This is a genomic window from Roseomonas sp. CCTCC AB2023176 (assembly GCF_042259275.1).
GTDB lineage: Bacteria > Pseudomonadota > Alphaproteobacteria > Acetobacterales > Acetobacteraceae > Roseomonas.
Genome location: NZ_CP170086.1, coordinates 4,425,965 through 4,440,003 on the forward strand (window position 1 = coordinate 4,425,965; position 14,039 = coordinate 4,440,003).

General features: G+C 73.3%; 12 protein-coding genes and 1 pseudogene. 3 read left to right on the forward strand and 10 right to left on the reverse strand.

Features of this window, described 5'->3' with window-relative positions:
• Positions 1–35: 35 nt before the first annotated feature.
• Positions 36–3,608 (forward strand): CheR family methyltransferase, encoded by a 3,573-nt coding sequence (locus tag ACE7GA_RS22200; protein ID WP_376091679.1) that lies wholly within the window; start codon positions 36–38, stop codon positions 3,606–3,608.
• Positions 3,609–3,882: 274 nt separating this feature from the next.
• Here the strand turns inward: ACE7GA_RS22200 and ACE7GA_RS22205 are convergent, their stop codons facing one another.
• The 10 genes and pseudogenes from ACE7GA_RS22205 to ACE7GA_RS22250 all read right to left on the reverse strand — a co-directional run bounded on the left by ACE7GA_RS22205 (position 3,883) and on the right by ACE7GA_RS22250 (position 11,519).
• Complete coding sequence (locus ACE7GA_RS22205) at positions 3,883–4,500, reverse strand: hypothetical protein (protein WP_376091682.1); 618 nt, start codon at positions 4,498–4,500, stop codon at positions 3,883–3,885.
• Positions 4,463–4,723, reverse strand: a complete 261-nt coding sequence (locus ACE7GA_RS22210) for a LysR substrate-binding domain-containing protein (RefSeq protein WP_376091685.1) — start codon at positions 4,721–4,723, stop codon at positions 4,463–4,465. Before ACE7GA_RS22210 ends, ACE7GA_RS22205 begins: the two co-directional genes overlap by 38 nt.
• Positions 4,651–5,370, reverse strand: a complete 720-nt coding sequence (locus tag ACE7GA_RS22215) for a LysR family transcriptional regulator (protein WP_376091687.1) — start codon at positions 5,368–5,370, stop codon at positions 4,651–4,653. Before ACE7GA_RS22215 ends, ACE7GA_RS22210 begins: the two co-directional genes overlap by 73 nt.
• A 67-nt stretch (positions 5,371–5,437) precedes the next feature.
• Positions 5,438–6,160, reverse strand: a complete 723-nt coding sequence (locus ACE7GA_RS22220; RefSeq protein ID WP_376091690.1) for a YoaK family protein — start codon at positions 6,158–6,160, stop codon at positions 5,438–5,440.
• Between the two features lies 1 nt (position 6,161).
• The gene (locus ACE7GA_RS22225) at positions 6,162–6,560 is read right to left on the reverse strand and encodes a DoxX family protein (protein ID WP_376091694.1); all 399 of its coding nucleotides are present in this window, start codon (positions 6,558–6,560) and stop codon (positions 6,162–6,164) included.
• Positions 6,561–6,564: 4 nt separating this feature from the next.
• Positions 6,565–8,456 (reverse strand): annotated as a pseudogene (locus tag ACE7GA_RS22230) (amidohydrolase).
• A gap of 68 nt (positions 8,457–8,524) precedes the next feature.
• On the reverse strand, positions 8,525–8,776 hold the full coding sequence (locus ACE7GA_RS22235; RefSeq protein WP_376091697.1) for a XapX domain-containing protein: 252 nt from the start codon (positions 8,774–8,776) through the stop codon (positions 8,525–8,527).
• Positions 8,777–8,798: 22 nt separating this feature from the next.
• Positions 8,799–9,395, reverse strand: coding sequence for an isochorismatase family protein (locus ACE7GA_RS22240; protein WP_376091700.1), 597 nt, complete (start codon positions 9,393–9,395; stop codon positions 8,799–8,801).
• 2 nt (positions 9,396–9,397) lie between these two features.
• Positions 9,398–10,051, reverse strand: a complete 654-nt coding sequence (locus tag ACE7GA_RS22245) for a hydrolase (RefSeq protein WP_376091703.1) — start codon at positions 10,049–10,051, stop codon at positions 9,398–9,400.
• A 133-nt stretch (positions 10,052–10,184) separates the two neighbouring features.
• On the reverse strand, positions 10,185–11,519 hold the full coding sequence (locus tag ACE7GA_RS22250) for a hypothetical protein (RefSeq protein ID WP_376091706.1): 1,335 nt from the start codon (positions 11,517–11,519) through the stop codon (positions 10,185–10,187).
• 300 nt (positions 11,520–11,819) lie between these two features.
• On the opposite strand from ACE7GA_RS22250, the gene ACE7GA_RS22255 reads away from it, so the two are divergent.
• Positions 11,820–12,713 carry a transglycosylase SLT domain-containing protein gene (locus ACE7GA_RS22255; RefSeq protein ID WP_376091709.1) on the forward strand — a complete coding sequence of 298 codons (894 nt, stop codon included), beginning with the start codon at positions 11,820–11,822 and terminating at the stop codon, positions 12,711–12,713.
• 39 nt (positions 12,714–12,752) lie between these two features.
• Positions 12,753–13,565 (forward strand): tetratricopeptide repeat protein, encoded by an 813-nt coding sequence (locus tag ACE7GA_RS22260; RefSeq protein WP_376091712.1) that lies wholly within the window; start codon positions 12,753–12,755, stop codon positions 13,563–13,565.
• The last annotated feature ends 474 nt before the right edge of the window (positions 13,566–14,039 follow it).

The window sequence follows — 14,039 nt, forward strand, 5'->3', positions numbered from 1 at the left end:
GTCGTGAACGCGAAGGGACGCTAGATTGAGTTGGCATGTCCGATAACGCAGGCGAAGCGCGCGAGGCCTCTGCCTCCGGCCCCGTCGTCATCGCCGTCAGTGGTTCGGCGGCGTCGACCGCGTCCCTCGAGTTTCTGCTCACGCGCCTCCCCCGGGGGGGTGCAGAGGCGCTCGTCCTCGCCCTGCAGCATCGCGAGGCGCTGGATGAAGCCCGGTTCCGCGCGGTGCTCGCGGCCGCGGGACGCGAGTTGACGGCGATCGCCGACGGCCTCCCCGTCGAGGGGGGCCGCACCTATCTGCCGGATGCCGGCGCTCTCGTCACGGTCGAGGAAGGGCGCTTCCGGACGCGACCCGCCGAGGGCAGGCCAGGCGAGCGCGGGACGGTCGACAGCCTTCTCGTCTCGCTCGCATCGGACGAGGAGGGCAGGATCGTGGTCGTCACGCTCGCCGGCACGAACGGGGACGGGACGCTCGGCGTCAAGGCGGTGAAGGAAGCGGGCGGCCTCGCGCTCGCGGAGGAGACGGAGGAGTCCCGGGCCGGCGACCTCGCCGGCAGCCACGCCCCCGCCGCGCTCGCCGACGCCGTGCTGCCGATGGCGAAGCTGGTCGAGCGCCTTGCCGCCACCCTCGAACGCCTGGCCGACGATACGGACAGCCCCCCCGACCAGCCGGGCCCGCAGGAAGTCGCCGGGGTGCTCGCGGCCATCGTCACGGTCCTGCGCAACAAGACCGGGCACGACTTCCACGGCTACAAGACCGGTACCTTCCTCAGACGCGTGCAGCGCCGCATGGGCGTGGTTGGGGCCGAGCGCATCGGCGACTACGTCGAAGTTCTCCGCGAGCGGCCCGACGAGGCGCAGTACCTCTTCAACGACCTGCTCATCGGCGTCACGCATTTCTTCCGCGACCCGCGGGAGTTCGAGCTGCTGGAGCGGCTGGTCATCCCGAAGCTCTTCGCCGGAAAGGGCCGGGCCGACGGGGTCAGGGCCTGGGTCGTCGGCTGCTCGACGGGCGAGGAGGCCTATTCCCTCGCGATCCTCATGCGCGAGCACATGGCGGCGCTGGACGAGGTGCCGACGGTCCAGATCTTCGCCTCCGACCTTGACGGCCGCGCGCTCGCCTCGGCCCGCGTGGGCCGCTACCCCGCCGACATCGCCGGCGCGATGACGCCGGAGCGCCTCGCGCGCTGGTTCGTGCGCGAGGGCACTACCTACGTCGTCGCGAAGGAGCTGCGGGAGATGTGCGTCTTCTCCCAGCATTCCATCGTGAAGGACGCACCGTTCTCGCGGCTCGACCTCGTGTCCTGCCGCAACCTCCTCATCTATCTCGAGCCCGCCTTGCAGGAGCGGGTCATCCCGCTCTTCCACTTCGCGCTCAAGCCGGGCGGCGTTCTCTTCCTCGGCAGTTCCGAGAACGCGTCGCGCCACGCGACCCTCTTCGCCCCGATCGAGGGCCGGTCGCGCATCTTCCGCCGGATCGAGACAGGGACGCGCGTCCTGGCCAACTTCCCGTTCACCGCCGTGGAGCGCCGCCCCGTGGCGCAGGCCGCCGCGAGCCCGCGCCCGCCCGGCGCAACCCTCGCGCGGCGCGCCGAGCGCTTCGCCGAGCGCTTCGCCCCGGCCTACGTCATCGTGGACGACGCCCACGACGTGCTGCACTTCTCCGGTCGCACCGGGCGCTACCTGGAACCGGCAGGCGGGGCCGCGTCGCTTAACCTCCTCCAGCTTGCCCATCCCGACCTGCGCACCGACATCCGCACGGCCCTCGCCCGCGCCGCGGAGGACGGAACGACGGTACAGCTCCCGGGCCTCCGGATGGGCCAGAACGGCCATTCCGCCGTCGTGGACCTCGTCGTCGAGCCGGTGCGGGAAGCCGGCACCCCGGGTACGAGCTTCGTCGTCCTCTTCAAGGACGGCGCGGCCGTTCCCTCCTCCGACGCGGGCTGGATGGCGCCCGGCGAAGGCGACTATGTCCGGCGGATCGAGGCCGACCTGCGCGCCACCCGGGAACGTCTCCAGGCCACCATCGAGGAACTGGAGAGCACGAACGAGGAGCTGAAGTCCTCGAACGAGGAGTACCAGTCGCTCAACGAAGAGCTGCAGAGCGCGAACGAGGAACTGGAGACCTCGAAGGAGGAGCTTCAGTCGGTGAACGAGGAGCTGACCACCGTCAACGGCGAGCTGGCGCACCGCGTGCAGGAGCTGACGCGCGCGACGAGCGACCTCCGGAACTTCCTCGCCAGTACCCAGATCGCGACGGTCTTCCTCGACAACGACCTGCGCGTGACGAACTTCACGCCGGCCGTGTCCGAGGTCCTCCACGTCCTCGAGTCCGACATCGGCCGGCCGATCGGCCACATCAAGACGCGCGTCGCCTATGACGATCTGGTCGAGGATGCGCGCCGTGTGCTGCGCACTCTCACGCCCGTGGAGCGAGAGGTCGGCAACCCCGCGACGGGCGCCCGCTACATCCTCCGGGTCCTGCCCTATCGCGGCGTGGACAACTTCATCGCGGGCGTCGTGGTGAACTTCGTCGACATCACCGAGCGGCAGCGGGCCGAGGAGGCGCGGCGATCGAGCGAGGAGCGCTTCCGCGTGATCGTCGAGAGCGCGCGGGACTACGCCATCCTCACCACCGACCGGGAGGGCCGGATCGAGGAGTGGCTGCCCGGGGCGGCCGCCGTCTTCGGCTGGACGCCGGACGAGGTGGTGGGACGGGACGTCGCGGTGCTCTATACGCCGGAGGATCGGGCCAACCGCGTCCCGGAGGAGGAGCTGGCGACGGCCTGGGAGCGCGGCGTCGCCTCCGACGTGCGCTGGCACCTCCGCAAGGACGGCAGCCGCGTGTTCATCGAGGGCTCGTCGCGTTCGCTCCGCGACGCCGGCGGACGGGTGCGCGGTGTCATCAAGATCGGGCAGGACGTCACCGAACGCCGGGAGCGGGAGGAGGCGCTGCGCGCGAGCGAGGGGCACGCCAAGCTGCTCCTCGCCGAGCTGCAGCACCGCGTCCGGAACACGCTGGCGGTCATCCGATCCATCGCCCGGCGGACGGCGGAGACGAGCGGCTCGGTCGAGGAATATGCCTCCCACCTCGATGGCCGCATCGAGGCCTTCGCGCGCGTGCAGGCCGCGGTCACGCGCGACCCCTCATCCGGCGTGGACCTGGAGCACCTGGTCGCCGCGGAACTGCTGGCCCACGCCGCGCGTGAGGGCGAGCAGGTCAAGCGCATCGGCGGCCCGGAGGTGCGCCTGCAGCCCAAGGCGGCCGAGACGATGGCGCTTGCGCTGCACGAGCTTGCGGTGAACGCGGTGAAGCACGGTGCCCTCGGCGCCCCAGGGGGCCAGGTCGAGGTGACCTGGCGTGCCGAGGAGGCGGCGGAGGGTGGCCAGCGCCTCCTCTTCGAGTGGGTGGAAACGGGGGCGCAGATCCCGGAAGGCGAGCCGAGCCGGCGGGGCTTCGGCACCGAGTTGCTGGAGCGGGTTCTCGCCTTCGAGCTCAATGCGCAGGCGACCTCCCGCTTCGAGCGGGACGGCCTGCGCTGCACCATCCTCCTCCCGCTGACGGAACGGGTCGTCAGGGTGGAGCAGAAACGCCCGGCGGGAACCTAGCAGGCCCTCGGGCTGCCGGCCGGGCTGGACGTTGCCGTGACCGGAGACCGCGCCGGGCGGCTGCCAGGGCCCCGCCGTTCAGGCGCAGCGTCGCTCCGGCGATCGAGGGCGCGAGCACGTCGCACACACTGGCGTTGCTGCAGGGGAGGACGCCGATGATCGCGGCGGTGTCCTGGCCCGAGGCGTTCGCCAGCTCCGCCACGGGCGCCGCGGCCGCGGGCCCGTCGAGGAGGATCTGTCGCCCAAACCCTCGATGCGGAGCATGAGGGTGGCCTCACCCGTGTCGCCGTCCGCGTCCGTCACGCGGCAGCGGCTGACCTGCGTCGCGAAGTCCCCCGCGCGGAGATACCGGTAGCCCTACCCGGATCGTAGGTCCAGGCGCCGGCCCCGTGCCGTCGCGGACGGAGGCACCCTTCGTCGGACCGGTGACGACCGCGATGGCGGCCACGAGGTCGGGGACGATATCGTTCGCGAGCACGTTGCCCGACGCCGTCGTGTCCTCCGTCAGCGCGACCCTGTCGGCGACCGCGGTGACCGGGTCGTCGTCGCGGGCGAGGGCGAGCCCGTCCACCCACGCCTCGACGCGCTCGAACCCGCCCGCCTGGAGGCCGAAGGCGGAGAAGGCGAAGGTCCGGCCAGCAATCCCCTGCGACGAGGCGAGGAAGACGGCGCAGCGTGCGATGTCGGCCTGCAAGGCCGAGGACAACCAGTCGGCGCGCGCCACCTCGAGCCGGAGCGTGTCCACCCCCGCCCCACCGTTGGCGTAGTCCGAAGCATCGTGGCCCTCCGCGAGGCTGCGGGCCACGAGGTCGTCGCCCGCCCCAAGATCCCAACCCAGGCCGGATCTCGTCGATTTAAGCGCCGTCGCGGCGTTCGCCTCCGTCGTCCGCATCCGTCGCACCTCGCAGCAATTCGGCGAAGAAGGCCGCACGCCCATCCTTCCGTCGTCGCGCGAGGGCGAGCCCGCTCGTCACCACCGGCGAGAGGCGCACGGCCGTGACGCAGGCCTCGGTATGGGCGAGCGTGGACCGGGGCAGCAGCGTCACGCCGAACCCCGCCGCCACGAGGTCGAGGAGGAGCATCGTGTCACCGGTGTCCAGCGCGACCTCCGGCACGAAGCCCGCCGTGCGGCAGAGGGCGAGGGCTGTGGCATGGAGTCCGCATTCCTCGCCCCGCGCGCGCCCGTCACCCAGCGCTCGCCGACAAGCTCGGCCACGTCCACGTCGTTCCGGCCGGCCAGGCGGTGATCGGGCGGGACGACGAGGAGAAGGGGTTCCTTGCCGATGAGGGTGACCGTGAGTTCCGCGTCGCGGAGCGGCGGAACGACAAGCCCGGCGTCGATCTCGCCGGCCTTGAGGGCGCGGACCTGCGCGACGGAGGGCATCTCGCGGAGCGTGATCTCCGGTTCGCCCGGAAGGTTCCGGAGCCGGCCGACGATCCGTGGCAGGGCGGCACGCGCGGTCGGTCCCTCGAAGGCGATGATGAGCGCCTGCTTCCCAGGCGGTTCCCCCCGGGCCGCAGCCATGACGGCGTCGGCCTGATGAAGGAGCTGCCTCGCCTCCCGTCGGAACGCTACCCCTGCCGCGGTGAGCGTGACCCCGCGAGGGTGGCGTTCGAACAGGTTGGCGCCCAGCTGCGCCTCGATCGCGGCGATGGCGCGGCTCAATGGCGGCTGCGACATACTGAGCGCCTGTGCGGCGGCGCGGAAGGAGCCGGCATCGGCGACCGCGATCACGTAGCGGGCCTGCCAGATCTCGATCACCGTCGCTCCTCATTCCAATATCGATGTGTAGCAGGCTGTTCACCCGCAGGCTCGACACGGCCAGGCGTTATCCCGCAATCCCGGCCGGTGTGCCGGGCGTACCCGGCGTCGTCGTGATGAGGAAGAGCAGCCCGGCAAGCGGAACGAGCAGGCAGAGGTAGCCCGCGGCGCCGAAGAGGATCGCCCCGAGCAGCGCGCCGGCGACGAAAGCCCCGATCGCCGGCGCCATCCGCAGCAGCCGCCCTCGCGCAGGCTCCCGTTCCGCCCCGTGCGCGCGCGCCATGTCCACGAGGTCGATGATGACCTGCGTGGTGTTGCCCGTCATCAGGGTCGTCGGCGCCTGGGTCGTCAGAATGAGTCGTGCCTTGGCGTTCTGGATCGCCATGGCGAGCACGCCCGCCATGCCCGCGAGGACCGGCAGGATCGCGTCCGGGTCGGCCGCGCGCCCGCCCGCCAGTCCCAGCACCATGAAGGTTGCGACGAGGGCAGCCTCGCCGGCGAGGAGCGGCCGCAGCGGTGCCCGGCCGGTCCGGTCCAGCGCCAGGATCGCCAGCCGTGTCAGCGCCACGCCGAGAATGAAGACGGGCAGGGCGAGCAGCTTGCCGACGACGCCGCCCGCCAGCAGCCCGGCCGCCTGCGCGCCGAGCAGCACGAAGTTGCCGGTGACGTGGGCCACGAACAAGCCACCGAGCGCGACGAAGCCCGCCGCATCCACGTAGCCCGCGACGAAGGCGAGCATGGCGTTGACCAGGACCGCACGCTCGGACGGGACGGGTGCCGGCGGGGCCATGTCAGGGCGCCTGCCGCCGCCAGGACAGCCCGGCGACCAGGAGGAAGGCGCCCACGAGGCCGAGGTGCTCGAAGAACCCGTTCGCGGCCATGAACCGCTCCATCCCCGGCGGCAGCTCCCAGAAACGGTTGGCGATGAAGGTCGCGGCGACGGTGAAGGCGGCCAGGACAAGTGCACCGAGCCAGCGCAGCCGGTTCGCGAGGATCAGCACGGAGGCGCCGAGCTCCACCACGATCGTCGCGGCGGCCGTGAGGGGCGGAAACGGAAGGCCGAAGTGCCGCGCTTCCGCGACCGCGCCGGGGATGTCGAGCAGCTTGTTCAGGCCGCCCTGCAGGTAGGCGGCGCAGAGGAGCAGCAGCGCGATCCAGCCGAGGACGGGGTTGCGGGACAGTGCGTCCATCCGTCTATACCGCCCAGCAGGCGCAGCCGAAGGCGCCCCAGAACCCCGCTGCATCGGCGGAGGGCGTGGTTGCGGCCCAGGCACGCGCGTGGTCGTGGCCGTGCACCGCGCAGGCGGTCGTGCAGCTGCAGGACGCGGCGGCCGCGGCCGTGACGGCCTCCGCAGTCCGCTGGTAGCGCCCCGCGTCGGCACGGCGCTGATAGCCTCCGAAGATCTTCACCGGCGACCAGTCCGGCAGCACGGGCGGCGGGGGTGGGGCGAGGGAGGCGAAGTCGCCCGCGCCGTAGACCGGCTCCCCCCCGAGGAACGTCAGCACCGCTTCCAGGTCGCCGATCGCGTCGTCCGGAACCGTCATGTAGTCGGCCGAGAGGACCGCGAGGTCGGCCAGTTGCCCGACCGCGATCGCTCCCTTCTTCCCGTCCTCCGTCGAGAACCAGGTGTTCGCGCGCGTCCAGAGCCGCAGCGCCGCCTCCCGGTCCAGCCGGTTGGCCTCCGGATACAGCCCGAGGCCGCCGAGGGTGCGGCTCGTGACGAGCCAGGAGAGCGAGACCCAGGGATTGTAGGAGGCGACGCGGGTCGCATCCGTGCCGGCCCCGACCGGCACGCCTTCGGCCAGCATGCGCCGGATCGGGGGCGTGCGCTCCGCCGCCTCCCGCCCGTAGCGCTCCACGAAGTACTCGCCCTGGTAGGCCATGCGGTGCTGCACGGCGATGCCGCCGCCGAGGGCCGCGATCCGCGCGATGTTGCGGTCGCTGATCGTCTCCGCATGGTCGAAGAACCAGTGCAGGCCGCCGAAGGGCTGGTCCCGGTTGACCTTCTCGAACACGTCGAGCGCGCGGGTGATCGTCTCGTCGTAGGTCGCGTGCAGGCGCCAGGGCCAGCGGTTCCCCACGAGCCTGCGCACGACCGCCTCGAGCTGCCCCTCCATGCCCGGCGGCAGCTCCGGCCGCGGCTCCCGGAAGTCCTCGAAGTCGGCCGCCGAGAAGACGAGCATCTCGCCCGCGCCGTTGTGGCGGTAGGTGTCGTCGCCCTGGCCCGGGCGGGCCATCGTGCCCCAGCGGGTGAAATCCTCCAGCTCCTCACCCGCCTTCTGGGTGAAGAGGTTGTAGGCGATGCGCAGCGTGAGCTGGCCGTCCGCATGCAGCCGCTCAACGATCCGGTAGTCCTCCGGGTAGTTCTGGAAGCCGCCGCCCGCGTCGATGACGGAGGTGACGCCGAGGCGGTTCAGCTCCCGCATGAAGTGGCGCGTGGAGTTCACGGCCGCGTCGGGATCGAGCTTCGGGCCGCGGGCAAGGGTCGCATACAGGATCAGCGCGTTGGGCTTGGCGAGCAGCAGCCCCGTTGGGTCGCCATTGCCGTCGCGGGCGATCTCGCCCCCGGCGGGTTGGGCGTGGCCCGGTCGTAGCCGACGGCGCGCACCGCCGCGCGGTTCAGCAGCGCGCGGTCGTAGAGGTGGAGGATGAAGACCGGCGTGTCCGGTGCCGCGGCGTTCAGCTCCTCGATCGTCGGCAGGCGGCGCTCGGCGAACTGTTGCTCGGTGAAGCCGCCGACGACGCGCACCCATTGCCCGGGCGGCGTCACCTGCACCTGGCGCCGCAGCATGGTCATCGCGTCGGACAGGGACCGCACGCCATCCCAGCGGAGCTCCAGGTTGTAGTTCAGCCCGCCGCGGATGAAATGCATGTGGCTGTCGATCAGCCCGGGGATCGCTCGCCGACCGCGCAGGTCCACCACCCGCGTGGTCGCGCCGGCCGTCGGCAGGATGTCGCGGGCAGTCCCCACCGCGCTGAACCGCCCCGCCCTGACCGCGACCGCCTCCGGATCCGGGTTCGCCGGATCGAGCGTCGTGAAGCGCCCGTTCGTCAGGATCAGGTCGGGCGCGGCCGTCTGGGCCATGGCATGGGCTCCGGCAAGGCTGAGGAGGCCGGCGGCGGAGCCGCGGGCAAGGTCGCGACGGGTCACGGTCACGTGCTCGTCCCCTTGGAACCGGGCCGGGTCGGCCACTGCCCGAATACGTGTTGACCGCACTCCCGGCGAAGGGCCGACACCGTCACGGGCTCCCCCCCGATCAGCCGCTTCGCGATCGGCACGAGCTGCTTGCCGAGGAGGATACCGAGCAGCGCGATGACGGGTGGCGCGGGGGAGCGGACATTCAGCAGGCCATCGATGACGCCGACGAGAAGGCCCGCCCCGAGGGAGAGGAGGTAGGTCTTCACGATGCCGGCCTTTCCGCGCGCGTCAGGCTGCGACGAGCCGCGCGAGGATCTCCTCGTACATGACGCGCTGGATGGCGCCGCCGGTCGGGCTGGCCCAGTCCGTCGCCAACTCGGCCATGACCTGGTTGGTGGAGGTGATCGTCACGCCGGCGGCTGCCATGCGGTCCAGCGCCGCGCGGTCGGCCGCGGCCGTCGGCGACCCGCCGGCGTCCGCCACGACCTGCACGCGAAAGCCTTCCGCGATTGCGCTCATCGCGGGGTAGACGATGCAGACGTCGTTTGTCAGGCCTGCCATGACGAGGTTCTTCCGTCCCGTCGCGAGGACGGCGTCCTTGAACGGTGCATGAAGCCAGCAATCCACGACGCCCGGCCTCCTCACGCGGGCGGCATGGGCGTCGGGTGCGATCCGGAGCAGGTCGTCCAGGAGCGGCCCCTGGAACCGGTCCTCCTGGCTCGTCGTGAGGACGAGCGGCATCCCCGTCTCGACCGCGGTCCTGGCGAGCGCCCGGGTGTTCCTGACGATCTCGTCGCGCGGCGTGCTGAGGGCGAGCTTGATGGTTCCGACCTGGTGGTCGATCAGCAGAATCGCCGTGTCGGCCGGCGTGAAGAGCGGCGCCACGCTCAGTGCCCCTCGCCGCCGCCGAACATCGTCCTGGCGTAGATCAGACCGAGGCCGTAGCCGCCGCCATGCGCGATCGAGGTCGCGACCGTCTGGTCGTACGTCTCCGACCGCGCCCAGTCCCGCTGGAGCTCGAGGAGGTACTGCAGCGACGTCATCGGGCGCGCGCCGGCCTGGATCATGCGCTGCACCGCCCGCTCGTGTGCCTCGTCCGAAATGTCGCCGCAGGCATCGGCGATGACGTAGACCTCGAAGCCCTGGTCGAGCGCGGAGAGAGCCGGGCCGACGATGCAGACGCTCGTCCAGAGACCCGCGAGGACGATCCGACCCTTCCCGATCGCGTTCACCCTCTCCGCGATCCGCGGGTCTTCCCAAGTGTTCATCGTCGTGCGGTCGATCGCGACCTCGTTCGGAAAGACGTCGGAGATCTCGTGGAAGATCGGGCCGGAGAAGCTCTTCTCGGCGACCGTCGTCAGGATGGTGGAAACGCCGAACTCCGCCGCGGCCTTGGCGACAAGGGCGGCGTTGTTGCGCAGCAGGACGGGGTCGATGGACTTCGTCGCGAAGGCCATCTGCGACTGGTGGTCGATGAGGATGAGCGTGTGATCGCCCGGCGAGAGCAGCAGCGCGCCGGGGCGGGCAGTGGCGGTGGGCATGGCACGAACTTTCGGGAGGGGCTGGCGTCGCCGTCAGCGGTACCGAGACCGCCCTTACCCGTCCAATATCATCTCGGTCGCCCCTGATGCGCCGAAGGTATCACACCGCGCGGAGGGAGGTGCGGCGGCGCCCTCAGCCCTTGCGCCCGCCCGGCGGGCTTTCCGGGAGGCCCGACGCCTCCGGCGGCTTGCCTCCTCCTGAGGGTCCCCGCGCCTGGCCCGCGCCGTCCCGCCGGAGGTAGTTCGCACCGCCGATGACGAGCAGCGCCTCGGAACCGGGATCCGGCCGCATCACCGGCATGTCCTCCCGCCCCCCGTCGTCGCGAAGCAGGGTGAGCCGGTAGCCCTCCAGCACGTAGCGACCCGTCGCCGTGGGCCTTGCGCCGCCGACCGTCACGCCGGTGCGCCCGCCACCCGTCTCGTTCGTGCTGCTCGCCCCGCTCCAGCCCGTCCGCGCGAAGCGTCCGTCGCGGGAGAGGGTGAGCGTCCGCTCCACCGCGACGCTCCCGGAGGAGAAGGCGCCGCTGCCGGAGGAGGCGTAGGTGTAGCGCCAGGTGCCCTCCAGCGTCGCACCGGGCGGGAAGGGCTCGACGCGGCGGTGGGCCGTGCGCCCGATGCGGAGGTCTCCGCCCTCCCGCGCCAGCGGCTCGGACGTCACGCGCAGCAGCCCGAAGTCGCGGGTCGCCTCGCGCAGCTCGATCACGCTGCCCGAAACGCGATAGGTGCCGCAGCCTGTCGGCGCCCGCGCGCAGTGCTCGGCAAGCGGCTCGCCACCCGGCGGCAGGGCACGGCCGAATAGGCCGGAGGGGTCCAGCACCAGGACTTCGATCTCGGCGTAGAAGTCCGTGCCGCCGAAGGCGTTCGGGCGGATGCCGGTGTCGAGGTGGGTGAAGACCCCCTCCAGCCCGCCCGCGCCGGGTGGCGGACGAAGCTCGAAGGGTCGGTCCGACTCGCGCGGGCGGTAGCTCCGGACGAGGGCGTCGAAGTCGGCCCGTGCGGTCCGCGCTGCCTCCCGCCGCAGCCCGACGGTCGCGAGGAGGAGGAGGTGCGTCGCACGCCCATCGGCGATCGCGACCGACGTAACGCCGATCGTCGCGCTCCCGCGCGTGCCGCAACACCGCTCCTCGAACGCGAGGCGGTGGCCGTTCGTCGTGACGCCGTCGCCGCGGCGCATCGGGCGGCGATCGGCGAGCTCGGGGAGGGACGCCGCGAAACGCGCGGCTGCGGCCGGCGCGTCGTTCCCCGCGACGGGCCGGACCACCTGGATGATGGCGCCTCCCTCCGTGCCGAAGCGACGCTCGGCGGCCCAGAGCGCTTCGCCCCGGGGGCCGCCCGACCAGCCCTCGGGCAACTCGAACCGGGCCTCGCCGAATGCGGCCGGCGTGCCCGCGTGGGACGTGCCGGCCAGCAGCGCGAGGGCAAGCAGTGCGAGCAGGAACGTGCCGCAGGCCGGGGGCCAGCTGGGCACGCGGACAAGGTCTCTCCTCATACCCGATCCTCCGGTTCGGAGGCGCCGGGGTGCGGCACGCGCACCGCGACGGCAAGCGGGCCTGCGCGGCCCGACCCGTCACCCTCCCGTGAGGGGCGCCGCCCAGGCTGCGGCCTGCCGGGCGTAACGCGCCGCACGCCAGGCCAGGGCAGCCGTCCTCAGTGGCGGCGAAACGTTTCCCGCCGTCCCATCGCCCCCGCGCGCGGGTGTGACTGGACGAGCGATCAAGCGTTAGGCTCACCCACACGCCGATACCTCGGTCGAGAAGGGGGAGGCCGGATGCCCGGTGGGTCGCGACGGCTGGGCTGTGCCCTCGCGATCCTCGCGGCGTGCGCCCTGCGCCCCTGGCCGGCGGCGGCCTCGGATGCCGATGCCTGCCTCGCCGCGATCGCGCAGGTCGAGCCCGGCTCCGGCCTGCCCGCCGGGCTCCTCACCGCCGTGGCGCTTGTCGAGAGCGGCCGCTTCGACCCCACGACGGGCCGGGTCCAACCCTGGCCCTGGTCCTGGAACGCGTCGGGCGCGCCGGGCTACGCGGCCGATCGGACCGCCGCGGTCGGGGCGGTCGCGGCCCTGCGTGCCCGGGGCGTCGCCTCGGTGGACGTCGGGTGCATGCAGGTGAACCTCCTGCATCACCCCGACGCCTTCCGGGGCCTCGACGACGCCTTCGATCCCGTCGCCAACGTCCGCTACGCCGCCGGCTTCCTGCTCCGGCTCCGGGCCGAGACGGGCGATTGGGGCCTGGCGGTGGCTCGCTACCATTCGGGCGATCCGGTGCGGGGCGCCGGCTACGCGGCCCGGGTCGCCCTGGCGCAGCTCGGCCGGGCCTGGGCGCGGGGCGGCGCCGTCCGGCTCCATCGCGGCTGCGGCGGGCGGGGCGCGGCGGTGCTCGTCGTGCGTGCCGGAACGGACGAGGGAGGCGCACGGGCCCAGGTCGTCTGCCAGGGTTCCGCCGCAGGAGGCCTGCCCGGGGTCGCCCGGGCTGGCCTTCGCGAGAACGGGGTCCGTGCCCCTGCGGTCAGCGCGGCCGTCGTCGGCCCGCCCGGGCTCCTGGCGCCCGCGATCCCGCAGCCCGCGGCCGGGGCGGCCCCCGTCGCGTCCGTCCACCGGATCGCATCCCGGCGGACGCGCCTCGCGGCACCCCGGCCGGAACGGGCGCGCGTCGGCTGGCCGTAGCGGGTTCGCGGCTCGCCGGCCCGCGGCTACAACCGCGCCATGACTACCGCGCTGCGCCGGACGGCCTTGGCCGCCGCCCTCCCTGTCCTCGCCACCTGCGCCCTCGCCGCGTGCGGCGGCACGAGCTCGGACCGCCAGACCTCCCGCGCCATGGTCCGCCTCGGCGACCGTATGCTGGAGAGCGGGGAGCTGGACAGCGCGGCCGGGTTCTACCGGGGCGCCGGCGAGCGCGACCCGACCGACCCGGAGCCTCGCCTGCGCCTCGCGACGATCCTCGCGCGCCAGGGCGACCAGGACGGCGCGACGCGCGGCTACCTCGAGGTCGTGGCGGCCGACCCGTCGAACGCGGAGGCGCGGGTGGCGGCCGCCGCCGGCCTGCTCCGGCGCGGGACGCCGGCCGCAGCCCAGCTCGCCGAGGAGACGCTGGCGCCGGTTGCGGGCCCGGGGTCGCGCAGCGCACGCGCCCTGCGTCTGCGCGGCGTGGCGCTCGACCTGCTCGGGCGGCAGGGGGACGCGGCGGAGGCCTACCGGCGCGGGATCGCCCTCGCGCCCGCGGATCCGGACCTGCGCGCCAACCTCGCCCTCTCCCTCGCCGTGGCGGGCCAGGCCGATGCGGCGGTCGAGGAAGCGCGGCGCGCGGTCGCCGTCCCTGGCAGCGGCGACGCCCACCGGGGCAACCTCGTCCTCGTGCTTGCCATGGCGGGCCGCGCGGCCGAGGCGGGGGTCGAGGCGCGCACCCTGCCGGCCGGCGAGGCGGAGAACGTCCTGGCCCAGGGCCGGCGCGCAGCGGCGGCGCCGGACGCAGCGTCGCGGGCCGTGATCCTCGGCGTCTCCCGCGGGCGCGGCGCATAACGCGGTTCCGGCGGACTGTCGTCGGCGTCTTCGAGCCGAGGTCACGACCCGGACAGCGGCTTCACTGCGTCCGGCGACGCCCGCCCGCGGAGATGCCCCCGGAGCGGCGCCGGCTCGCCTCAGCGCGGCGGGGCGGGCGCGGGCTCCGTGCCGGCGGGGGAGGACGGGCGCGCGCCGGGGTCGGGCAGCGCCTCGGTCTCGCCCCCACGCTGGCGCGTAGGGCGAGGCGGGGCGCCCGTCCGGCGCCGGACCCTCGTCGCGGAAGATGTAGCGCTCGATCGCGCGGGCCGCGGGAGTCGCCGGGCCGCCCTGCATCGTGCGGCCGGCGGTCAGGTCGGCCGGACGCTCCACCTGGCGCTGCAGCGCGAGGTCGCTCGCGCATCCCGCGGGCAACAGCGCGCGCGCCGAATCCTGGCCGAACCACGGGATGAAGGGGCGCCGCCAGGGCTCCCCCGTGCCCTGGCAGGCGATCGG

Coding starts and splice junctions, on each gene's coding strand:
- ACE7GA_RS22220 (WP_376091690.1), bottom strand. CDS start 6,160: ATGGCCCCGCCGGCACCCGTCCCGTCCGAGCGTGCGGTCCTGGTCAAC.
- ACE7GA_RS22245 (WP_376091703.1), bottom strand. CDS start 10,051: ATGCCCACCGCCACTGCCCGCCCCGGCGCGCTGCTGCTCTCGCCGGGC.
- ACE7GA_RS22255 (WP_376091709.1), top strand. CDS start 11,820: ATGCCCGGTGGGTCGCGACGGCTGGGCTGTGCCCTCGCGATCCTCGCG.
- ACE7GA_RS22200 (WP_376091679.1), top strand. CDS start 36: ATGTCCGATAACGCAGGCGAAGCGCGCGAGGCCTCTGCCTCCGGCCCC.
- ACE7GA_RS22205 (WP_376091682.1), bottom strand. CDS start 4,500: ATGCGGACGACGGAGGCGAACGCCGCGACGGCGCTTAAATCGACGAGA.
- ACE7GA_RS22225 (WP_376091694.1), bottom strand. CDS start 6,560: ATGGACGCACTGTCCCGCAACCCCGTCCTCGGCTGGATCGCGCTGCTG.
- ACE7GA_RS22260 (WP_376091712.1), top strand. CDS start 12,753: ATGACTACCGCGCTGCGCCGGACGGCCTTGGCCGCCGCCCTCCCTGTC.